This is a genomic window from Roseibium sp. MMSF_3544, assembly GCF_030732845.1.
In the GTDB taxonomy this organism is placed as follows: Bacteria; Pseudomonadota; Alphaproteobacteria; order Rhizobiales; family Stappiaceae; genus Roseibium.
Genome location: NZ_JASHKA010000009.1, coordinates 231,155 through 253,935 on the forward strand (window position 1 = coordinate 231,155; position 22,781 = coordinate 253,935).

The following is a 22,781-nucleotide window of genomic DNA, read 5'->3' on the forward strand; positions in this document are numbered from 1 at the left end:
CGAAACGATTGCCTGACCTTCGCATCTTTCCTATGGTCCACCGAACTGATTTCATATTGTTCGTGAAGGGTTTTTCATGACGTCGCAAAAGGACCCGATGTCCGTTGTCTGTTTCGGCGATTCGCTCACGTGGGGCTTTAATCCCGTCGACAAAACCAGGTATGGCCACGACGTTCGCTGGACCCGGCTTTTGCAGGCAGAACTCGGTTCCGGGTTTTACGTGATCGAAGAGGGTGTCAACGGACGCACGACCGTCTTTGAAGACCCGACCCGCGGCGACAAGAATGGCCTGGCGCATCTCGCGACCGTGCGCAAGACGCATATGCCGATTGATATCCTGATCATCATGCTTGGCTCCAACGACCTTCAGGACCGGTTCAACATGAGCGCCGAAGCCATCGGGCTTGCCATGGGCCGGGTGTTGTTCGAGGCGAAGCGGGCAACGGATGATGTAGAAGGCCGGGCGCCGAAGGTCCTGTTGATGTCGCCGCCCCCGCTTGGCGACTTCTCGGGTCTTGAATATGGCGGTCTTTATTCCAACGAGCATGGCGGCGTGCAATCGAAGCGCCTTGCGGGCGTCTATGCGCAACTGGCCGAACAGTACGGGACCGCGTTTTTCGATGCCGCTACGGTGATTTCTGCAGGCGCGCTCGATGCAGTTCATTTCGAGGCGGCACCGCAGGCGGATCTGGCAAGGGCCATCGCGGCCGAGGTCAGGAAACTGGCTGGCGGCTGACTTACTTGTCGAGTTTTTCCAACGCCTTGCGGATGCGCACTTTGACCGAGCCTGCCGTTTCACGGTTCCCGGCTTGCTTCAGCGTATCAAGGGCGTGTTCCTTGTGTTCGGGAAACCTCAAGGCGAAGATCGCCAGCGCGTAGCACGCCCAGGCGCGTACAAACTTGTTAGCTGATGTCACCTCGCTCTCGATAAATCGATTGAGCGGTACTTTGGCATCTGCAGATATGCGCAGGTGCTCAAAATATTGCAGAAAATGAAGCTTTGTCTCCCAGTGATCGAAAAGAGGAATTGCGGTCAGATGACGGGCGGCCAGCTCATCTGAGAGTTGACCCTTCCGGTCGAAATGATGCTTCAACAGCCAGGTGGCGCCGCGCTGGCAGGTCGGCGCTTCGCACAGATCGACCAAGTGTTCCAGAAAGTGCGGCTCGTTCCGATAAGTTTCATACGCCTGTTCGAGCGGAGCGGTGGCTTTGCCGTCCCAGGAGGAAAGTGTCCTTTCGAGGCCGTTTTGCATCGTCAAGTGTCCGTCGAAACTCAGAAGTCGACTGTGAGCCCCTTGATCTCCCAGTCATCGTAGCGTGTCGGTTCCAGGCCGCCGCGTCCGTTGACTTCGTCCGGCATGGCGTCCCCCTTCGCATCAATCTGCTTTCGCCGTTCCTCGGCTTCTTTCAGTGCGCGCTGGGCAGCCGGAGGAAGATCTTCGAACCGTTTGGCGGGAACGGTTTCGGTCTCGGCTTTCAGCGACGAAGCTTCGCTCTGGCTGTAGGCTTCTGTCGGATTGTTCTGATCTTCACTCATGTTTGCCCATCGGGAGGTTGCTGCAGGTGCGAATTACGGTTCTGTCACGCAATATAGGGTAAGCTTGCCAAGATTGTCAGCAATACCCATCTTCAGACGGTATTTGAGTTCACCGGGTGGAAATCATCGCCCGGTCAGACAAGGACAGGAAACGGACAGAAGCGGTAATGAACTACATTCGTACAGCGATGCTGTTGGCGGCGATGACCGCCCTTTTTATGGGTATCGGGTTCATGATCGGCGGACAGGCCGGCATGATGATTGCCCTGGCCATTGCCGCGGCCATGAACGTTTTCAGCTACTGGAATGCGGACAAGATGGTCTTGCGCATGCACCATGCGCAGGAAGTGGATGAACGGTCGATGCCGGATTTCTACCGCATGGTGCAGCGGCTTGCGCAAAATGCCGATCTGCCAATGCCCAAGGTGTATATCATCAACAATCCGCAGCCGAATGCATTTGCCACCGGGCGAAACCCGGAGAATGCCGCCGTTGCCGCGACAACGGGCCTGTTGAACATGCTTACGCCGGAAGAAGTTGCCGGAGTGATGGCGCACGAGCTCGCGCACGTCAAAAACCATGACACGCTGATCATGACGATCACGGCAACGATAGCCGGTGCGATCTCCATGCTGGCGAATTTCGCGTTCTTCTTTGGCGGCAACCGGAACAATCCGCTCGGCATTGTCGGGATGCTCCTGATGATGATCGTCGCGCCGATGGCAGCCATGGTCGTGCAGATGGCCATTTCCCGGACGCGCGAATACGCCGCTGACCGGATGGGCGCGCAGATCTGCGGTGAACCGATGTGGCTGGCCTCCGCGCTCGGCAAGATTGCCGGAGGTGTGCAACGCATCCACAATCCGGATGCGGAAGCCAATCCTGCAACGGCGCACATGTTCATCATGAACCCGCTTTCGGGCGAGCGGATGGACAATCTGTTCTCCACGCACCCGAACACGCAGAACCGCATCGATGAGCTGCGGAAGCTCTCGGATTCAGGACTTGGCACGGGTGGGCGCGGTTCGTTCGGAGCCGGCAGTTCGACCCCTCGCTCCGGGCCGTGGGCAGGTGCAGGCAGCAGAACCCAAACCAGCGAGCCGCAACGACCGAAGGGGCCGTGGGGCTAGCGATATACCAGGCACAGGCGTCTGAAGAACAAACTTCTTTCCCCAGCGCTGTCTTGGACTTAGAATGCATACATTGCGCCGCAGCCGGAAGCCCGGTCTGCGGCGCTCGGCTTTCACCGCAAGAGCGCGGTCAATCGTCAGGAACACTCTTTGAGCAGTCGCGCAAACAAAAAACCTGTTCATTCTGAAAGTCAGGAAGCCGGCCGACAGGACAAGCCGGGATTTGCCGCCCGCAAGGTGGCCGCCGACATTCTCGGGAATGTCGTTCACAAGAAGCGGCCTCTCGATGGCGAGTTGGACGTCGGCTCCGGTCACTCCGGGTTTCGGTCGCTGGCCGGCAACGACCGGTCGCTCGTGCGGGCTATCGTTGGCGCAGCGCTACGCCATCGCGGCGAGATCTCGGAAATACTGGACCGGTTGCTTGACCGGCCGATACCTGAAAAAACCGGCCGTGTGCTGGATATTCTGCATGTTGCGATTGCCCAGATGCTCTTTCTCGACGTCCCGGACCGCGCCGCCGTCTCGCTCGCGGTTGATCATGCGGGACTGGATCGCCGGGCGCGGCCTTACAAGGGGCTGGTCAACGGAGTGTTGCGGCGTCTCGGGCGCGAAAGGGACGACATCACTGACGATCTCGATCCGGACATTTTGAACACCCCCGATTGGCTTTGGGAGAGCTGGAAGGACGGTTACGGCTTGGAGACAGCGGGCGCGATCGCGCGCGCGCATCGGGCTGAGGCGGCACTGGACCTGAGCGTAAAGTCCGATCCGGAGGCTTGGGCCGACAAACTGGGTGGCCGCCTTGTCGGCAAGGGAAGTGTCAGGCTCACCAGAAAAGGGGCGATCGACGCGCTCGAAGGATTTTCGGAAGGTGCCTGGTGGGTCCAGGATGCGGCGGCGGCCTTGCCCGCGCGGCTGTTGGGCGACATCGAAGGGCTAAGAGTTGCCGATCTCTGTGCAGCACCTGGAGGTAAATCGGCTCAACTTGCCGCTGCCGGGGCTGACGTGACCGCAGTGGACATATCCAAGGGCCGCCTGAAGCGCCTGGAAGAAAACATGTCACGTCTCGGACTGAACGTTACAACGGTCGCGTCCGACATCCGAACCTTCGAGCCGGAAGCGCCTTTCGATGCGGTATTGCTTGATGCACCTTGCAGCGCAACCGGAACGATCCGGCGCCACCCGGACGTCGCCTGGATCAAGAAACCCTATGACATCGAAAAACTGAGCGAAATTCAGAAGGATCTGCTCGACCGGGTGCTTGGCTGGGTCAAGCCCGGTGGCTTGATCGTCTATTGCACCTGTTCGCTGGAGACCGCCGAAGGTGAAGACCAGGCGAACGCCTTTTTGGAGCGTCAGGCCGGCAAGATTGAACGTGTGCCTGTCCAGGCCGAGGAGATCGGGGGCCTGGATCACTGTGTCACGGCAGATGGATATTTGCGCTGCCTGCCGTGCCACGCCGCGGGCAGCGGCGCTGAGGACGTTGGCATGGACGGCTTCTTTGCGGCCCGATTCAGGCGGTCTTAACGTAGCTTAAACCGTTCCCTAGCAATCTTTGCGTCAACGAAATGCTAACCTTAATGATCCGTTTTTTTGAATAGAAAGCGATAGAGAAGCTCTAAGTACCGGAGAATTCACGATAGTTGCGCGTAGGCCATCAGTATTGGGGATGGTTTGGTGAATATTGCAAGCCTCAACGAGAGAAGCCGAATCTGGCGACTCGTGGCCCTGCATGTCTGGCACCGTACCCTGAAATGGATGCATGGCGGTCCGTTCTTCCGCCTGCAGCCGTTTTCGGCTGTGCCCGCGCGCCTGCTTATCGCGCCCCAGGATCTTCGTACGGCCGATGAAACCAACGCCGCAGACATATACGGCGGCCGATTCCTGTTTTCCGGACATCTCGTGGAGACGCAAGGGCGCTCGCCCTTCGAGATGAACGCGGTTCATGACGAATGGCAGCGGGAGCTTCACAGTTTCGGTTGGCTCAGGGATCTGAGGGCGTCCGACAGCCAGATCGCGCGCCAGAACGCCCGCGTCCTGGTCGAGGACTGGATGAAGTTTTGCGGCCGCCGCCATTCGATCGGCTGGGAGGCTCCGGTCGTGACCCAGAGGATCCTGTCCTGGCTGGCACACTCGCCGTTCATCCTGCAGGACGGCGATCACGAGTTTTACCGCAGATTCGTCAAGTCCCTCGCGCGTCAGGTCCGCTATCTTCGCCAGACCATCAATGAAACCGAAGACGGTGTCGTTCGCCTCAGGGCATCGCTGGCGGTGGCGTCCGCCTGTATTTCCATGGCGGGACAAGGAAGATTTGCGCGTCAGAGCATTCGCCGGCTGGAGCACGAACTGACGCGGCAGATCCTTCCGGACGGCGGTCACATCTCACGGAACCCGAAGGCTCTGATCGACATTCTGGCGGACCTTCTGCCAGTGAGGCAGGCCTTTGTCGCGCAGGGTCTCGAAATGCCGCCTGCCATGCTGCAATCCGTCGACAGGATGATGCCACTGCTGCGCTTCTTCCGCCATGGCGACGGCACGCTCGGCCATTTCAATGGCATGGGCTCCACGCCGAATGATCTCGTGGCCACAATCCTCGCCTATGATGATGCACGGGGAGCGCCGCCGCTCAACGCGCCGCATTCGGGTTACCAGCGGCTCAGCGGGGCGAGTTCCGTCGTCTTGATGGACACGGGGCCAGTCCCGGCCCTTGCCGTTTCAGGCGATGCCCATGCCGGCTGCCTGTCCTTTGAGTTTTCGTCCGCGGCGAACAGGATCGTTGTCAATTGCGGCGTCTCGGCGAAATCCAACCCACTTTGGCGCAAGGTCAGCCGCTCGACCGCAGCGCATTCCACCATCACGATCGAGGACACCTCGTCCTGCCGCTTCCTGGCAGAAAGGCCGTTCGGGCGACTGCTTGGCGCACCGATCCTGTCTGGCCCCTCCACCGTCTCGATGGAACGGGAAGACGATCAGGCAGGTTGCCGCATCACTGCGTCGCATGACGGCTATGTCCCTGAGTTCAACGTCGTGCATGAGCGGGACGTACGCCTGTCCGGTGACGGCACCGTCCTCGATGGCATCGACACGTTGCGGGCCGTCGAGCCCGTCGACCCCGAGCACCGCTATGCTCTTCGTTTCCATCTGCATCCCGGTCTCAGAACGTCGATGCTGCGTGGCGGTTCGGCGGTTCTTCTGGTTTGCCGCGATGGCGAAGCCTGGGAGTTCGAGGCGCCGGGCTGTGAAATCGCGCTGGAAGAGAGCATTTATCTGTCGGATGTCTTCGGACACAGGAAAACGGACCAGATCGTGATATCCGGGTCGTTGCTCGAGGTGCCTGCGGTCGGGTGGCAGTTCAGAAAGACCGCGACAGCCAAGCTAAGCCGGCGCGGCACGAGCGATTTCGATGATCTCGGCGAACTGCCGTTTGAGGAATAGCCAGGGACGCACAGAAATCAGGCTCCCTCGAACCTTCCGATTTGCCTGAAGACGTGGTAGGGCGACGTCGAACTCCCCGATCGTTCCCACTTGCGAGGCAAACTCATGGCCATTGTGTCCAAAGCCGTACCGGTTCCCGAACTGGTGCCCGTCAAACGCGCGCTCCTTTCCGTATTCGACAAGACTGGACTTGTCGAATTTGCAAAGGCGCTTTCCGACCGCGGCGTGGAACTCGTCTCAACGGGCGGGTCTTACAAGGCGCTCAAGGAGGCGGGGCTTGAGGTTCTGGACATCTCCGAAGTCACAGGCTTTCCGGAGATCATGGACGGACGCGTCAAAACCCTTCATCCGATGGTCCATGGCGGCCTGCTGTCGATTAGGGATGATGCGGATCACGTGGCGGCCATGGGCGAACATGGCATCACCGGCATCGATCTCTTCTGCGGCAACCTTTATCCGTTTGAAGACGTGGTCGCTTCCGGCGCCGACTATGCAACGGGGATTGAAAACATCGACATTGGCGGGCCGGCCATGACCCGCGCTGCGGCCAAGAACCATGCCTATGTCACGGTGGTAACCGATCCGGCCGACTATGGCGCGGTGATCGAGGAAATGGACGCCAATGACGGCCAGTCGCCGGTCGCTCTTCGCAAGCGGCTTGCCCTGAAAGCATTTGCGCGCACGGCTGCCTATGATGCCGCCGTTTCCAACTGGATGGCCGATCAGCTCGAGGACGCCACGCCGGCGCATCGCGCCGTTGGCGGTTCGCTTGCCGAGGTCATGCGCTATGGCGAGAACCCCCATCAGTCGGCGGGTTTTTACAAGACCGGTGAAAACCGGCCAGGTGTTGCGACCGCCAGGCAGCTGCAGGGCAAGACGCTCTCCTACAACAATATCAACGACACGGATGCAGCCTTCGAACTGGTCAGCGAGTTCGATCCGGCCCGCACCAGCGCCGTCGCCATCATCAAGCACGCGAATCCCTGCGGTGTTGCGGAAGGGGCGAGCCTCAGGCAGGCCTATGAAAAAGCACTGCGCTGTGATCCGGTGTCGGCCTTTGGCGGTATCGTTGCTCTGAACGGGACGCTGGATGCGGAGGCCGCCGAAGAAATCGTCAAAACCTTCACCGAAGTGATCATTGCGCCGGACGCTGACGAAGCAGCCCGCGAGGTGATCGCAGCCAAGAAAAACCTGCGGCTTCTTGTTACGGGCGGTCTTGCGGATGCCCGCGCCAAAGGGCTGTTCGTAAAGTCGGTCGCCGGCGGCCTTCTGGTTCAGTCCCGGGACAATGGTGTGGTCGACGATCTCGACCTGAAGGTGGTGACCAAGCGTGCACCGAGCGCGCAGGAACTGGCGGACCTGAAATTCGCGTTCCGGGTTGCAAAGCACGTAAAGTCCAATGCCATCGTCTATGCCAGGGACGGGGCGACCGTCGGTGTCGGCGCCGGGCAGATGAGCCGGGTGGATTCGGCCAGGATTGCCGCCAGAAAGGCCCTGGATGCAACGGAGGCAGCGGGCCTGAGCGAGCCGCTGACCAAGGGATGCGTGGTTGCTTCGGACGCGTTCTTTCCGTTCGCAGACGGATTGCTCTCGGCAGCCGAAGCTGGTGCGACGGCGGTCATTCAGCCGGGCGGCTCCATGCGCGATGACGATGTCATTGCGGCTGCGGACGAAGCAGGTCTTGCCATGGTTCTGACAGGCATGCGCCACTTCCGTCACTGATAATTCGGCACTCTTGCGACGTCAGCGACTGGGTTTGGCGTCACGAGGCTTCAGAAAAGGCCGGCGCTGTTCTTTCCTTCACCGTGATCATCAGCGCCAGGCCAACCGCGAAGAAGACAAGCACGACCGACATGCCGCCGGCCTGGCTTCCGGACAGCGCCGTGACGATGCCGACGGCGAGCGGAGCCAGAAAGCTGGTCACCTTGCCGGAAAGAGCCAGCAGGCCGAAATACTGGGTCATGTGTTCGCGCGGCGCCAGCCGTATCAACAGGCTGCGGGAAGACGCCTGCAAGGGACCCGCAGCGGCACCGATTACGGCGCCAAGTCCAATGAACATCTGTTCCGGGAGAGACGCGAATTGCGCCCCGGCCGGCGCTGCCTCGGTGTGAATAAAGAAGAACACGGTCGTCTTGTCGATGGAGACCATGCCGAGACCGCACACCATGAGAACGACCAGTGACACAATGAGAACGGGTTTTGCGCCGAACTTGTCGTCGAGACTGCCGGCCAGCAAGAGGCCGCCAATTCCCGTGATGATCACGATGATCCCGAATATGCCGATTTCGATCGACCCCCAGCCAAGCTGTCCGGCTGAATAAATACCGCCGAAGGCGAACAGGGCGACCAGCCCGTCCTTGAAGATCATGTTGGCGACAAGAAACTGAAAGATATTCTTGTTTGCCCTGGCCTGCTTGAAACTGGCGGCCAATTCAGACAGTCCTCTTCGAACCGCCGGTCCGATCTTTTCTTTTGCAGCGACATCGGGAACGAAGAAAAACATCGGCAACACAAAGATCACGTACCAGACAGCCGAAAAGGGCCCTGTCACCCGGTCTCCTTCCTGTGTCGCCGGATCCAGACCGAGAACGGGACTAATGCCGGCGAGCGTCTTCCCGGTGTCCGCGTTCGCTGAAAAAAGCAAAAGTGCGATTGCAAGGGTGACCAGCGCGCTGGCGTAGCCCGTTGCCCAACCGAAACTCGACAGGCGGCCGATCTTCTCATGTGGCACGAGCGAGGGCATCATCGCGTTATTGAAGACTGTCGCAATTTCGATGCACAAAGTGCCGATTGCAAAGGCGATCAGGGCAATGGCAATGCTGTTCGACCCTCCTGGGGCGGCGTACCAGAACATCCAGCAGCAAATGACGAACGGGATCGAAAGAACAAAGATCCATAACTTGCGCCGCCCGGTGGCATCGGCAACAGATCCCAGGATCGGTGCCATCAGCGCAATCCCGAGACCCGCGGCTGCGGTGGCAAAGCCCCAAAGCGACTGTCCCTGTTCCGGAGACTTGGCCAGAACCGAGGCGAAATAGGGTGAAAAGACAAAGGTTGTGATCAGGGTGAAAAACGGCTGTGCCGCCCAGTCAAACAGAGCCCAGGAAACAATCGCTCGCCGGTCCGTTTTTTGAGGCAAAGCACCAGAAACAGATGCCATTTCAGATCCTTGGCTGTCGGCAACAAAGAAGCCGGCAGCGGGACTGCCGGCCTCGTTCACTCATAGCATGCTTTGGGCACTACGCAGTGCCGCAAATTTCCGCAAGCAGGCCGGCCGCGACGGAGAACTTGGAAACGCTGAGGCCACCGTCGAGAATTTCCATGACGGCGCCGTGCCGGCTTGCGGCTTCGCCCTCGTGTTCCTCAAGCCAGTTCGCGAAGCTTCCGGCCCTGATGGCAGCACTGGCGATCGCCCGGTGTGCCGAGAACAGGGTTGCGCGAGCGCGGTCGAGCGCCAGTCCGTCGTAATAGTCGCGAACCTCCAGGTTGCTGGCGAGTTCGTGCATGTTGCCGATCTTGAAATGGTGAGCGACCTGATAGTAGGCCATTGCCGCCGTCTCGAGATCCGCCTCCGTTTCCTCGGCAACGATTACGATGTCGGGTATGGCCTGTTCGGCCAACAGCCAGGCGATCCGCCTGGCGAGCGAGGCAGGCACGCCCTTGGATTCAAACTCCGCGGCACGCTCGTTCAGGATCGCCGCGGGTTCTTCCGGTATCAATGTTTCAAGACGGCTGCGCAGGTCGGAGATGCCGGTCCGGAACCGTTCCACGACCGCTGACAAGCCCTTGTCGAAATTGACGTTCCGCTTGAACCAGACGACGCGTTCCAGAAGCAGCGACTGGACCTCGGTGTAAAGATCGAGCTGAAGGCCGCCGTCGATCTTCGTGTCGAGCGCATCAATCTCCGAATTAAGGTCGGTCAGGTCGAAACTGTTGCGCACCGCGACAAATCCTTGTGCGATTTCGGTCGGCGTCGCACCCGTCTGGTCCATCAACCGGGTGAGGAACGTTGCGCCGCCCCGGTTGATCATGGAGTTGGCGAGCATGGTCGCGATGATTTCCCGGCGCAGGCGATGGCCGTTGATTTCGTCCTCGTAGGCTGTGGCCATCTGATCCGGGAAATAGCGGAACAGTTCTCTTGCCAGATAGGCGTCGTCCGGGACCGTGCTTTCAAGCAGCGAGTCGTAAAGCGTGATTTTGGCATAGGCCAAAAGGACGCCGAGTTCGGCCCGGGTCAGCAATTGTCCGGCCTTGCGCATTTCCCGCAAGGTCGCTTCGTCGGGAAGCTCTTCCACGACACGGTCCAGAAGTCCCGCCTGCTCAAGCTGGCGCATCATGCGCACCTGAAAGCCGAAGTCCTCCATGCCGCGCAGTTCCGTCATGGAGATTGCGAGGGTTTGAAGATAGTTGTTCCTCAGAACGAGATCCGCGACTTCGTCAGTCATCTCCGCCAACAGCTCGTTCCGATTTTCAAGGGAGAGCTTCTGCGTTTTGATAGCGGCGCCGAGCGCAATCTTGATGTTGACCTCCATGTCGGAGGAATTCACACCGGCGGAATTGTCGATCGCGTCGGAGTTGCAGCGTCCGCCCTTCTTGTTGAATTCGATGCGGGCGAGTTGGGTCAGGCCCAGGTTCGCGCCTTCGCCGATTACCTTTGCTCCGACCTGAGGTGCCGTGATCCGGATCGGGTCGTTGGCGCGGTCCCCTGCGTCGGCGTCTGTCTCGGTGGTTGCTCGAATGTAGGTGCCGATGCCGCCGAACCAGAGCAGGTCCACGTTCATCCTCAGGATCGCCATCATGACTTCCTGGGGCGTCGCATTGGATTTTTCCAGATTGAGCAGGCCCTGGATTTCCGGAGACAGCGGAATGGACTTCAATTGTCGGGAAAAGATGCCGCCGCCCTTGGAAATCAGGTCGGTGTTGTAGTCCTTCCACGACGAGCGGCCCATGTCGAACAGCCGCTTGCGCTCATCCCAGGTCTTGGCCGGATCGGGATCCGGATCGATGAAAATGTCGCGGTGGTCAAATGCCGCCACGAGCTTTGTTGCCTTGGACAGCAGCATGCCGTTGCCGAAGACATCACCCGACATGTCACCAACACCGGCCGCGGTGAAGGGCTCGGTCTGAATGTCCCGGTTCATTTCGCGGAAGTGGCGCTTGACCGCCTCCCAGGCGCCACGCGCCGTGATGCCCATCTTCTTGTGGTCGTACCCGGCGGAGCCGCCGGAGGCGAAGGCATCGCCCAGCCAGAAATGTCGGCCTTCGGAAATACCGTTGGCGGTATCTGAGAACGTTGCCGTGCCCTTGTCCGCTGCGACCACCAGATAGGGATCGTCGCTGTCGAAACGCTGCACCCGCTCGGGCGGCAGAACGCGGTCCTCGTCGAGATTGTCGGTGACATCAAGGAGCGCGTTGATGAAGATCTTGTAGCTTTCCGTTCCTTCCTTGAACCACGCTTCCCGGTCGCTCATCGGCGGCAGTTGTTTGGGCACGAAGCCACCTTTCGCGCCGACGGGAACGATCACCGCATTCTTGACCTGTTGGGCCTTGACCAGTCCCAGCACCTCGGTCCTGAAGTCCTGCGGCCGGTCAGACCAGCGCAGTCCGCCTCGTGCGACCATTCCGAAGCGCAGATGCACACCTTCGACCCGCGGGCTGTAAACGAAGATTTCCCGGAAGGGCCGCGGTTGCGGCAGATCGTCGATCTCCCGGCTGTTGATCTTGAACGCGAAGGTTGGCTTTGGCTGACCGTTTTTGTCGAGCTGGTAGAAATTCGTTCTGAGGATCGAGCTGATGGCGTTTTGAAAACGCCGCAGGATGCGGTCGTCGTCGAGGCTGGAGACGTCTTCAAGGTCGGCGGTAAGCTCGCCTGCAAGCCGCTCGGAGCCCAGCTCCCGGTCCTTTTCGGTGACATCCGGGTTGAAGCGCAGGTGGAACAGCTCCACCAGTTTTGCCGCGATCGCCGGATAGTTGTTGAGCGTCCGCCACATATAGTCTTCGGAGAAGGGAATACCGGTCTGGCGAAGGTATTTCGACAACGCCCGCACCACGGCGACGTCGCGCCAGGCGAGGTCGGCCGTCATGACCAGACGGTTGTAGCCGTCATTTTCGGCACGGCCCTTCCAGATGGCCATGAACATGCTTTCAAGCCTGACCTGCAATTCCTGCGGCAGATCGAAGTCTTCGCCGGTCTGGCTTTCCAGTGTCATTTCATGGAGATAGGACAGCGGGGTATCTGCAGGTGTTACCCGGTAGGTCCGCTCGTTGATCACGTTGAAGCCCATGTTTTCCAGAAGCGGAACGCGGGCAGACAGCGGAATGGGGGCGCCGCAATGATAGACCTTCAGCGCCAGACGTTGGTTCGTGGTTCCTTGCGGTCGGTGGAATGTAATCGTCGTATCATCCAGGCCCGCCAGCGTTTCGAGCTTGACGATGTCGGAGACGGCGGACTGGGCGTTGTAGACTTCCTTGTAGCCGCCGTGGAACGACAATGCGTAGCGTTCGGTCAGCTGCCGCGCCTGAACGGGCGGGAATTCCTTGTTCAGGGCATCTCGAACACTGTCCGACCATGTCCGGACCATGTCCGCGACGGCAGCTTCCAGTTCCTCTTGCGGGGGTGTCGGTGTTTCGCCCTTGTCGCGCCCGACAATGTAATGCACCCGCGCAAGCGGTCCCTCCGGATAGGTCACATACCATGCGGACAGCCGGCCTTCGTAGACTGACGCCAGATAGGTGCCGATGTTGATCCTGACTTCGGTCGAGTAACGGTCACGCGGCACAAAAACGAGGATGGAAACGTACCGGTCGAATTTGTCCGGACGGGACAGCACCCGGATGCGCGGACGCTCGTCCAGTTGCAGGATCGCGATGGAGAAGTCGTAGAGCCGTTCCCTGTCGATCTGGAAGAGCTCGTCGCGGGGGAAGGCTTCCAGAACGTTTCTGAGCGCCCGGCCGGAGTGACTTTCCGAACCGTAGCCCGCGCGCGCCAGAACGCTTGCCACTTTCCGGCGCAGAAACGGGATCGTGTTGGTCGGTTCAGTGTAAGCCGTTGAGGCAAACAGGCCGACGATGCGCAACTCACCGGTCAGGTTGCCGTCATCGTCATAAATCTTGGCACCGACGTAATCCATGTGGACGCGGCGGTGGACGGTGCTCCTGACATTTGCCTTGGCGATAATGAGCGGTTCCGGATTCTTGAGAAATTCCCGGATTTCGGGCGTGATCTGAACGTATTCGGATCCGCGCCGCAGGACACGGACATCGGGATCGGTCAACAGGCCGAGGCCGGTTCCTTCCGTCGGCGACAATTCGCCTTCGTCAACACCGCCTTCGAAGCGGTATTCGCGCATGCCGAGGAAGATGAAGTTGTTGTTTTCCATCCATTCCAGAAAGTGGATGGCTTCCCACAGATCGTCGCTGCTTCCCGGGATCTGGGTCGTCTTGAAGGTATCGATCGCCTCTGCCAGCCGTTCCTGCATCGGCTTGAAGTCATTGACCACCGAGCGCACGGAACTGAGAACATTGTCGAGACGTTCCTGCAGTGCGTTACGGGCTTCTTCCGAATCGATCCGCGTTACATGGATATGGATCAGGCTTTCCTGGCGGTCCTTGCGCTTGGGCGGCTTCTTGCGGGCGACAGATGAGATCAGCTTGCCGGACTCGTCCCGTTCGACAATGAAAATGGGGTGCAGGACAAGATGAACTTCAAGCTTGCTGCCCTGGAGCTCGTCCATCACGGAATCAACGAGGAACGGCATGTTGTCGTTGACGATCTCGATGACCGTCAGGCTGTCGATCTTGGGGTTCTTTTTGGCAGCTGTGGGATTGGTGATGCTGACCCGGTGCGTGCCGAGGTCGTGAACCTGAAAATCCAGCCAGGCCTCCTTGACGAAGCCGGTCAGTTCCTCCGCCGAATAGGCGACAAGATCTTCCGCCGCCGCCCTGTCAAAGAACGCGCTGGCAAACTCCGCCAGGGCAGGATCTTCCTCCGTGAGGCTGTCGTGGACCGCGTCGATGAGTTTGAGTTTCTCGACGTCGTGTTTGTCCGGCATTTTTATCCCCCTAGGCGATCTTAGTTGTGGCTCAGCTGCTTGATATGATTTTGTATTGCAGCGACATAAAAATCTTCATGACGGGAGGGGCAAATTGTCAAGTAAAGTCACGGCCTTGCAAATCGATTCAAATGAATCATTAAGCGAAAAAACGCTGGCCTATTTCGATTTGTGCGAGGAGAAGCTGGGTTTGGTCCCCAATGTGCTCAAGGCGTATTCCTTTGATGAAACGAAATTGCGTGCATTCACCGACATGTATAACGACCTCATGCTGGCGGATTGTGGTCTCACCAAGCTTGAGAGGGAGATGATTGCCGTTGCGGTATCCGCCGTCAACCGTTGTTTCTACTGCCTGACCGCGCATGGTTCGGCTGTGCGGGAACTGTCCGGCGATCCGGCCCTGGGCGAACTGATGGTAATGAACTACCGCGTCGCCGATTTGAGTGAACGCCAGCGGGCCATGCTCGACTTTGCCGTCAAGCTTACCGAAAGGCCGGCGGAAATACTGGAAAGCGACCGGCAGGCGCTGCGCGATGCCGGCTTCAGTGACCGGGACATATGGGACATTGCCTCCGTAGCGGCCTTCTTCAACATGAGCAACCGGGTGGCCGCCGCAAGCGACATGCGACCGAATGATGAGTATCACTCAAGGGCCCGTTGAGGTCTGGTCCTGCTCGCAATCGGTGACAAGAACGCCGATTGGGTGTATGACGCTCTCGATTTTGCTCAGCGAGTGGAGAGGAGCGGGCGATGGTTGCGCGCGTATTCATAGATGGTGAAGCCGGTACGACGGGTCTGCAGATCCGCGAGCGCCTTGCCATGCGCCGCGATCTGGAACTGATCTCCATCCCCGAGGAAAGCAGGAAAGACACCAGCGCCCGGGCCGGTTTTCTCAACGAGGCTGATATTGCGATCCTCTGTCTTCCGGATGCGGCGGCAAAGGAAAGTGTCGCGTTGATTGAAAACGATACCACCCGCGTGATCGATGCGTCGAGCGCACACCGGGTCGCCGACGGCTGGACCTACGGCTTTGCCGAAATGGAACCGAACCAGGGCGACGTCATTGCATCGGCGATGCGCGTCACCAATCCGGGATGCTGGCCGCAGGGGCTGATTGCCGCCGTGCGCCCGCTTGTCGCCGCCGATCTGCTGCCAAGCGGCTTTCCGCTGAATTTCCATGGCATTTCAGGCTATTCCGGCGGCGGAAAGGGCATGATCGCCGATTATGAAGGCGGCGGCGCCGACGCAAATGTGTTTGCGCCTTACGCGCTCGGCTTCAATCACAAGCACCTGCCGGAAATGACGAAATATGCGCTGCTGGAAAACGCGCCGTTGTTCACGCCGTCTGTCGGCAACTACTACAAGGGCATGCTGACGGTGGTGCCATTGAACCTGGCCGGTCTGGACAAGGTTCCCACTGGCGAGCAATTGCACGCGGCGCTGGCCGACCACTACGCGGAAACGGACAACAGTTTCGTCGATGTGGCGCCGCTCGAGGCCCTGGAACGTGCCGAATTCCTGGATCCGCAGGCCGTCAACGACACCAACCTGTTGCGACTGCATGTATTCGCGAATGATGCGCGTGCGCAAGCGGCGATCATCGCGGTCTACGACAATCTGGGCAAGGGCGCGTCAGGCGCGGCTGTCCAGAACCTCAACTTGATGCTCGGCGTCGATCAGACCACGAGCCTTGCGGCGTAGGGTACGGCTTCATTTATGAGTCCATACCCTAGACTGCCTGGCTCGCGGTGATCGCGCGGCACTGACCTTTCGGGAGAGAAAAATGGAAAAATTCGAGACGCTGACCGGTGTCGCGGCACCCATGCCGATCGTGAACATCGACACGGACATGATCATTCCGAAACAGTTTCTGAAGACCATCAAGAGAACCGGTCTCGGATCCGCACTGTTTCACGAAATGCGCACCAACGATGACGGCTCGGAAAATGTCGATTTCGTTCTGAACAAGGCCGCCTATCGCGATGCCAAGATCCTGATTGCAGGCGACAATTTCGGTTGTGGATCGTCCCGCGAGCATGCGCCCTGGGCGCTTCTGGATTTCGGCATCCGCTGCGTGATTTCCACGTCATTCGCCGACATCTTCTACAACAACTGTTTCAAGAACGGGATTCTTCCGATCCAGGTTTCGGAAGACGAACTCGAAACCCTGTTGCACGCAGCCGAGCGCGGCGCCAACTTCACGCTGACGATCGATCTTGAAAACCAGGAAATCCGCGGCCTTGAAAGTGGCGATATCGCCTTCAAGATCGACCACTTCCGCAAACACTGCCTCATCAATGGTCTCGACGACATCGGCCTGACCATGGCGAAGGAAGAGCAGATCGACACTTACGAGGGAAAACTCGGCGACAGCCGTCCCTGGGTCTAATTTGAAGCAGTCGGCGGGTTTGATGACAGCGCCTTCCGCCTGACGTCTCCGTGGGATCCCATGCAATGTGCCCCGTACCGTCTTGACGGATGCGGGGCATATTCGTTTGCCTTGGACCGGAACAAAGCCGCGTTACCGCACGTGGCTTCAGAAATGGCAGGGCCATGACAACATGCCGAATAGTGCACCACCCAAATTGCAAGTAAGCCTGACTCTGCCAGTGAACCTTTGAACAGTCGCTGACGGTTTTTTCACCTTTTTTCAGGAAGTAAGCCGACTTACAGTCGTTGTGAGAAGTCGCTGCGCAAGACAAATAGCGCAAATAGCATATTAATACTTGTATTCTGACCTAGAGTACAACCTGAGAACTGTCATTCGATACAAATTAGCAATTGTCTAATCTCTTGATGTTCTTCTAAGTGAATGATGTTTTGAGGGTCGTACATGATTCCGACGCAAATACTCGACCAAGTTACCGACAAGTGCTCCGAAGGGCTGGCGCTTGCATTGGCGTGTGATGAAGACGGCGCAATCATGGAACTTCAGTGGTGCAACAAGGCCTTCACCAAAATCACCGGCTATGGCTTCGACGAGATCCTTGGACGGCGCGGAACCGTCCTGATCGGACGCAGCATGGAGCAGGGAGACCATCTCAACATCATCGAGAAACTGATGAATTGGGAGCAGTTTTCCGTAAGGGTCCTCAACAATCGAAAGTCCGGGGAACAATATTGGCAGAAGATGAGCTGGACACCGCTGTCAGACCCTGCGACCGGCGATCGATGGTGGCTGTGTTCCCTCCTTGAGTTGGAAGATCGGCCGTTGGAACCCGTCATGCGCCAGAACCTTGAAGCGAAGACCGTGGGGCCAGGGCAGATCGCTGACTTTGCCGAGACGATACTTCGACTCGAAAAGGAGAACGCGCGTCTTCATGAACTTGCAAAATCAGTCGTGAAGGAATCGAAGGAAGATCCGCTGACGGGCCTTGCTAATCGGCGGCATTTCGAGGTCGAGCTCAAGTCCTGGATCGGAAATCTCAAAAATGGCGGATCGGACTTCGCGGTGTTCTACATCGACCTGGACCGCTTTAAGTCCGTCAACGACACACTCGGTCACGACGCGGGAGACAGACTGCTGATTTCTGTCGCCGACATGTTGCGCCGGCTGACAGATGAGGCCGATCTAATCGCGCGTCTGGGCGGTGATGAATTTGTCGTCCTGAAGCCACTGGGCGACAGCGCCTTGAATATCAGCGGTCTTGCCGATGCGATCGTTCAGGAGATGCATGCGCCATTTGCCTTTGAGGGCAAGTCGACCTTTTGCAGCGCAAGCGTTGGTGTTGCAATCGCGAATGCGAAAATGGAGATACCGGAACAAGTGGTCGCCGATGCCGACATGGCGCTTTATCACGCAAAATCGCAAGGCAGAGGACGGTGGTCATTTTTTACGCAAGAGATGCACGCCGAAGCAATTGCGTCAAAGCGTTTGGTCTCGGACCTCCTTGTTGCTTGCGAGAAACGTGAGTTTTTGCCGTTCTTCCAGCCGGTAATAGACGCCGTCACGGGCCGGATCACAGGCGCTGAGGTCCTTGTGCGGTGGGCGCACCCAACAAGGGGCCTGTTGTCGCCTGCGGCGTTTCTCGATACCGCTGCAAGCATCGGGATCTTGAAACGGATCGACGAGATTACATTCAGCTACCTGCCTGACATGCTTGCGAAATTCGACCGTTCCGGCGTCGACGTTCCCCGCGTTTCGGTGAATGTTTCTTCAGGCCGGTTGGCGGATCCGACGTTCATTCACGACATCAAACGATCCGGCATCAATCCGGAAAGGCTCGCAATCGAGATCCTTGAGTCGGTCTATCTGGAGCGAATTGGCGATGTCGTGCACTGGACCCTGAACGAGCTCAGGGAGCTCGGTGTCACCGTTGCGCTTGACGATTTTGGAACGGGTCATGCCTCCGTGCAGGGGCTGTTGAAGATCAGACCTGCCGTCTTGAAGATTGACCGGCAGTTCATTCAGCCGATCGTCGAAAATGAGACCGCCCGTGCGCTGGTGGCCTCCATTATCGGTATCGGCAAAAGCCTTGGCATGAGCATTGTTGCCGAAGGTGTCGAGACGGAAATGCACGCGCGTTTAGCATGTGACATGGAATGTGATTATCTGCAGGGCTTCCACTTCGGAAAGCCGATGTCTGCGAGCGACCTGCATAACAAGTTGATTGAGACGAGGGGCTTGTTCTGGTCGCCGAATGCGGCAGAACACGGAATGCGCCGCTCCGGACTGTCCGCGTAAGCCGGCAGCCCTGATCAACGCCGAAATTCCGGCAATCAGGCCTGTGAGGTCGGGAAAGGCATCCGGTCGCAATTGGCAATTTCCAGCCGCGCCAGCCTTTCGATCAGTTCGGCGCGCTGTTTTGCGTGCTGGGGATTGTCCCAGAGGTTCCGAAGCTCGTTCGGATCCTCCCGAAGGTTGTACATTTCTCCCCAATCCACGCCATCGATCATCGAAAGCCTCCAGTCCCGGTCGCGCAGAGTATGGATGCGCGGCGAAACACCGAGGCCCCGATTGATCTTCTGATGGTCGTATTGAATGAATGCCGCGTCCCGGCTTCCGGAGAGAAGCGACCGTCCCTGCATGCCGATGGCCGGCTCAACGCGCGCACGCTCCAGAATGGTTGTGCCGATGTCGTGGGTCTGTCCAATCGCGTCCGTCCGCTCAGGTCCGGAGCTATCCGGATCCGACCAGATAAAGGGAACCCGCGTCAGCTCTTCATAGGCGGCAGGTCCCTTGAACAGCATCTTGTGGTCGCCCAGGTGGTCGCCGTGATCCGTCGTAAAGACGGTCACCGCGTCCGTTGCGCCTTCTGCGGACCGCACACGCCCGATGGCTTCGTCGATCATTGAAATCATGCCGCACGTAAGCGCTCTTGCTTCGCGTGCCTCCTGCTCGTTCACCCCGAGCACCGCGTAAGTCGAGGGGTTCGCACGACCGGTTTCGCGATCTTCAAGCACGCTTGAAACGTGCGGCGGAGGCGCCCAGTCGTTCAGTCCAAAAACCGCGGGGGTTTCCATGTCGGATGGACTGTACATATCCCAGTAGCGGCCGGGCGGGTTGAAGGGGTGATGGGGGTCGGGAAATGACACCATCAGGAAATAAGGATGATCACCTCCTGCGTTCGCGTCCAGCCAGGCGCTGGCGCGCTCAGCAATGTAGCTTGTGGAATAGAGCTCCTCGGGAAGGGCGGTCCGGATCGCCTGAGGACAAACATAGTCGTGCGGCAATTGGTTTTGACGGCCGAGCAAACGGTCGACATCCGGGTCCCGTTCCAGCACCCAGTTACGGTAGTTCCCGAGGCACCGGTCGCCATGCCGGGTGACGAGTTCCACATGGTCGAAGCCGTAAAACGGCAGCGGCGTCTTGTATTCGTCGTTGTTGGGGTCTTCTGAGCGATATTCTGCCAGCTTGTGGCGGGTGGCTTCTGACAGAGGCCCCAACGCGCGATGGAACCCGGGACGTGTTTCCGGTCGATTGAGCGAAGCCGGTTGCCCGGAAAACGTCTGAAGATGACTTTTTCCGATCAACGCTGTTTTGTAACCAGCATCCCGCAACAGGTCGACGAAGGTCACGTTCCGCGTGTCGAGCGGCAGTCCATTCAGTCGAACACCATGACTTGAAGGCATTCGGCAGGTCATGAAGCTCGCGCGGTTCGGCATGCAAACCGGACTTGCGACATAGAACCGGTCCCAGATCGTTCCCGCTGACGCAATCGCATCGATGTGCGGCGTCTTGAGAACCGGATGGCCGGTACAGCCCAGATAATCGGCCCTGTGCTGATCTGTCATGAAGACGATGAAGTCAGGTCGCTTTGGCATGGGACATCGGCCGGTGGTGGAAGATCAGATAAAGAACGGTGGCAACCGCTCCGCCAATCCAGACCGCTTCTGTCTTGAACATCAGGAGCACTGCCAATCCCAAACGGACCGCTATTTCCCAGGACGCCAACGGCTTTCGGTCAAAGGCCGCCAGTGCCGAGGACAACAGGTAGAGCGCAACCAGCAATCGCCCCAAAAGCAAGACCATTGCGCCTACGTGAAGTTGGCCGTCATAGCCGTCGAGGTAGACACTGCCGCCCGTTGCCTGCGGATCGAGAACGGCTTCGCTGATCAAAAGCAGTTCCGGATAAAAGGCAAAGAGGAACGGCACGACGAACATCACGATCCCCGATCTTACCGCGGAAAATGCCGTGGACATGGGCTCTGCCTTTGTGATCGTGGCGGCTGCGAAGGCCGCCAGGGCCACGGGGGGCGTGATCGCGCTGGCAACGGCGAAGTAAAAGATGAACATGTGCGATGTGAACAGGGACAGTCCGAGGCCCGCGAGCACCGGCCCCATCAAGAGGGCCGCGTTGATGTAGGCCGGAACGGCGGGCATGCCCATACCGAGCAGAACAGCCAGCAGCATCGTCAGAAGCAGGGCGACAAACTGAATGAACGTCGAGCCACTACCGCCAAGGTCGAGACTGTTCAGCCATGCCAGGATATCGAGCGACAAGAAGACGGGCAGCCCGGTGAAGGAGAGGCAGAAGTCGATGATCGATACGGCCAGGAACATCAGGTAAAGCGTGGAAATCAGAATGCCGGCATTCGACAGGGCATCCACGATTTTTCTCGGCCGGGCGCGAACCTCCGGATCCAGGAACAACAGGCCGAGCAACAGCATCACTGCCCACCAGCCTGCCGCGCCGGCCGACCCGGCGGAATTCTGGATAGTCTGCTGTAGCCAGCTCAGGCTCTGCACTTGGCAACCGGCATCGGTAAAGACGCGCTCTGCGCCGAAAAGACCACCCAAAAGCCCGCATCCGACTGCATCCTTGGGGGTCAGCAACAGGAACAGGATCAGAAGGATCGGCCCGAAAATCATCACGAGATTGAGGTAATCCTGACGGTGCAGAATCATATCATCCGTGACTTCGCCAATTGCGGTGATGTTCTGCTTCCGCGACTGGAAAACTGCCGACAAAAACAGGCAGTAGAAATAGGCCAGGGCCGGAATGATGGCAGCGACGATCACGCTGGAATAGGGGATTGCTGTCAGTGAGGCCAGAATGAAGGCGGCGACGCCCATGACAGGGGGCATGATCGACCCGCCGGACGATGCCGCTGCCTCGACCCCACCTGCAAACACCTTGGAAAAACCGCGCTTCAACATCATCGGGATGGTCAGAACGCCGGTTGACAGCACGTTGACGATCGGCCCGCCGGAAATCGTGCCGAATACCGCCGACGAGACAATGGCCGCATGTGCCGGTCCGCCGCGCAAATTCCGGGTCCAGCGAAAGGCGAGCTTGATCAGGGAGCGGCCGCCGGCAGAGCTCCCGAACAGGGAGCCGAGAACCAGATACGGAAAAATCGTGTTCAGGACGATGTCCATGAAACGTCCCAGAAGACCGGACGAGTTGTTTACCAGAACGTCGTGGACGCGCGGCCGTCCGTCGGCGAGCATGCGCGGTTCGCCCGCCAGCTTTGTGACGAAATACTTGTTGATGTCGTCGGCGCCGTAAACATACCAGACCAGGACAGTCAAAATGGTGTAGGCCGCGACCAGAATTGCGACGAGCACCAGCGGCAAGCCCCAGACCTTGACGTTGTAGGACAGGAAAACAACAATCGCGAGGCCAACGATCAGGACAAGCCAGCCGCCGGTCGTGTTGACGCATTGAGGATCTTCGACAGTTGTCGGGGCGGCAAGCCCGAGGCTTTCGTTGAACGCTGCCGCGGCTGCCAGGCTTTCCTCGATCAGCCGTGCGCGGTCGCCCGTGATCCGGTCGACCAGACAGACGGACTCGATTTCAACCAGGTACGTCAATGAGATCGTGATGGCCATGATCACGAGGGCAAAATCGAGCATCAGTCCAAAATTGCGCCGGGCCTTGCTCTTGTTTTGCCAGTCGCGCCACATGGAATGCCGCAGCACCACGATCAGCATCATCAGCGAGAAGAAAAGGGGGTAGAACCATTCGAACGGGAACTTGCGCAGCTTCGCTCCATCCTGCCCCGTCACGCTGGCAATCAGGTCGTCATATCCCGGAATCCCGGGCGTAGAGTTGACAAGCCCCACCAGAACCATTGCCAGGGAAATGAAGTAAAGCAGCCTCAGGGCGAAACTACCGCGTCTGCTTGATTCGCTTAAAACATCTGCCATCGCGCGTCTCGCCCGCCTGCCTTCGGCCGGGCATC

The 22,781-nt window shown here is 58.8% G+C and carries 15 protein-coding genes; 9 read left to right on the forward strand and 6 right to left on the reverse strand.

Translation table 11 applies throughout. The features are described 5' to 3' along the window. Positions 1-76: 76 nt before the first annotated feature. Positions 77-736 (forward strand): SGNH/GDSL hydrolase family protein, encoded by a 660-nt coding sequence (locus RBB47_RS15345; RefSeq protein WP_305986700.1) that lies wholly within the window; start codon positions 77-79, stop codon positions 734-736. Position 737: 1 nt separating this feature from the next. Here RBB47_RS15345 and RBB47_RS15350 read toward each other — a convergent pair whose 3' ends face one another. Next, the gene (locus RBB47_RS15350; protein ID WP_305986701.1) at positions 738-1,253 is read right to left on the reverse strand and encodes a hypothetical protein; all 516 of its coding nucleotides are present in this window, start codon (positions 1,251-1,253) and stop codon (positions 738-740) included. Positions 1,254-1,273: 20 nt separating this feature from the next. Continuing rightward, a complete protein-coding gene (locus RBB47_RS15355) occupies positions 1,274-1,537 on the reverse strand; it encodes a DUF1674 domain-containing protein (protein WP_305986702.1) in 264 nt (87 codons plus the stop codon). A 167-nt stretch (positions 1,538-1,704) separates the two neighbouring features. On the opposite strand from RBB47_RS15355, the gene htpX reads away from it, so the two are divergent. From htpX to purH, 4 genes are all read left to right on the forward strand, one after another. Then, positions 1,705-2,667, forward strand: a complete 963-nt coding sequence (gene htpX / locus RBB47_RS15360; protein ID WP_305986703.1) for a zinc metalloprotease HtpX — start codon at positions 1,705-1,707, stop codon at positions 2,665-2,667. Between the two features lie 150 nt (positions 2,668-2,817). Then, positions 2,818-4,194, forward strand: a complete 1,377-nt coding sequence (locus tag RBB47_RS15365; protein WP_305986704.1) for an RsmB/NOP family class I SAM-dependent RNA methyltransferase — start codon at positions 2,818-2,820, stop codon at positions 4,192-4,194. A gap of 150 nt (positions 4,195-4,344) precedes the next feature. Beyond that, the gene (locus RBB47_RS15370; RefSeq protein WP_371932794.1) at positions 4,345-6,102 is read left to right on the forward strand and encodes a heparinase II/III family protein; all 1,758 of its coding nucleotides are present in this window, start codon (positions 4,345-4,347) and stop codon (positions 6,100-6,102) included. A gap of 105 nt (positions 6,103-6,207) precedes the next feature. Continuing rightward, positions 6,208-7,824: a bifunctional phosphoribosylaminoimidazolecarboxamide formyltransferase/IMP cyclohydrolase gene (gene purH, locus RBB47_RS15375; protein WP_305986705.1), complete on the forward strand. Its 1,617-nt coding sequence runs from the start codon at positions 6,208-6,210 to the stop codon at positions 7,822-7,824. 40 nt (positions 7,825-7,864) lie between these two features. Here purH and RBB47_RS15380 read toward each other — a convergent pair whose 3' ends face one another. Beyond that, positions 7,865-9,262: an MFS transporter gene (locus tag RBB47_RS15380; protein WP_305986706.1), complete on the reverse strand. Its 1,398-nt coding sequence runs from the start codon at positions 9,260-9,262 to the stop codon at positions 7,865-7,867. Between the two features lie 79 nt (positions 9,263-9,341). Beyond that, positions 9,342-14,153 carry an NAD-glutamate dehydrogenase gene (locus RBB47_RS15385; RefSeq protein ID WP_305986707.1) on the reverse strand — a complete coding sequence of 1,604 codons (4,812 nt, stop codon included), beginning with the start codon at positions 14,151-14,153 and terminating at the stop codon, positions 9,342-9,344. 94 nt (positions 14,154-14,247) lie between these two features. On the opposite strand from RBB47_RS15385, the gene RBB47_RS15390 reads away from it, so the two are divergent. From RBB47_RS15390 to RBB47_RS15405, 4 genes are all read left to right on the forward strand, one after another. After that, positions 14,248-14,814 carry a peroxidase-related enzyme gene (locus RBB47_RS15390; protein WP_305986708.1) on the forward strand — a complete coding sequence of 189 codons (567 nt, stop codon included), beginning with the start codon at positions 14,248-14,250 and terminating at the stop codon, positions 14,812-14,814. Positions 14,815-14,903: 89 nt separating this feature from the next. After that, positions 14,904-15,854, forward strand: coding sequence for an N-acetyl-gamma-glutamyl-phosphate reductase (gene argC, locus RBB47_RS15395; RefSeq protein ID WP_305986709.1), 951 nt, complete (start codon positions 14,904-14,906; stop codon positions 15,852-15,854). An 82-nt stretch (positions 15,855-15,936) separates the two neighbouring features. Beyond that, positions 15,937-16,542 carry a 3-isopropylmalate dehydratase small subunit gene (gene leuD / locus RBB47_RS15400; protein WP_305986710.1) on the forward strand — a complete coding sequence of 202 codons (606 nt, stop codon included), beginning with the start codon at positions 15,937-15,939 and terminating at the stop codon, positions 16,540-16,542. Positions 16,543-16,986: 444 nt separating this feature from the next. Next, complete coding sequence (locus RBB47_RS15405; RefSeq protein WP_305986711.1) at positions 16,987-18,837, forward strand: EAL domain-containing protein; 1,851 nt, start codon at positions 16,987-16,989, stop codon at positions 18,835-18,837. A gap of 35 nt (positions 18,838-18,872) precedes the next feature. Here RBB47_RS15405 and RBB47_RS15410 read toward each other — a convergent pair whose 3' ends face one another. Together RBB47_RS15410 and RBB47_RS15415 are read right to left on the reverse strand one after the other, a co-directional pair. Then, entirely contained in the window at positions 18,873-20,417 is a 1,545-nt protein-coding gene (locus RBB47_RS15410) for a sulfatase (RefSeq protein ID WP_305986713.1), read from the reverse strand. Then, entirely contained in the window at positions 20,401-22,746 is a 2,346-nt protein-coding gene (locus RBB47_RS15415; RefSeq protein WP_305986714.1) for a TRAP transporter large permease subunit, read from the reverse strand. Before RBB47_RS15415 ends, RBB47_RS15410 begins: the two co-directional genes overlap by 17 nt. Positions 22,747-22,781 lie beyond the last annotated feature (35 nt).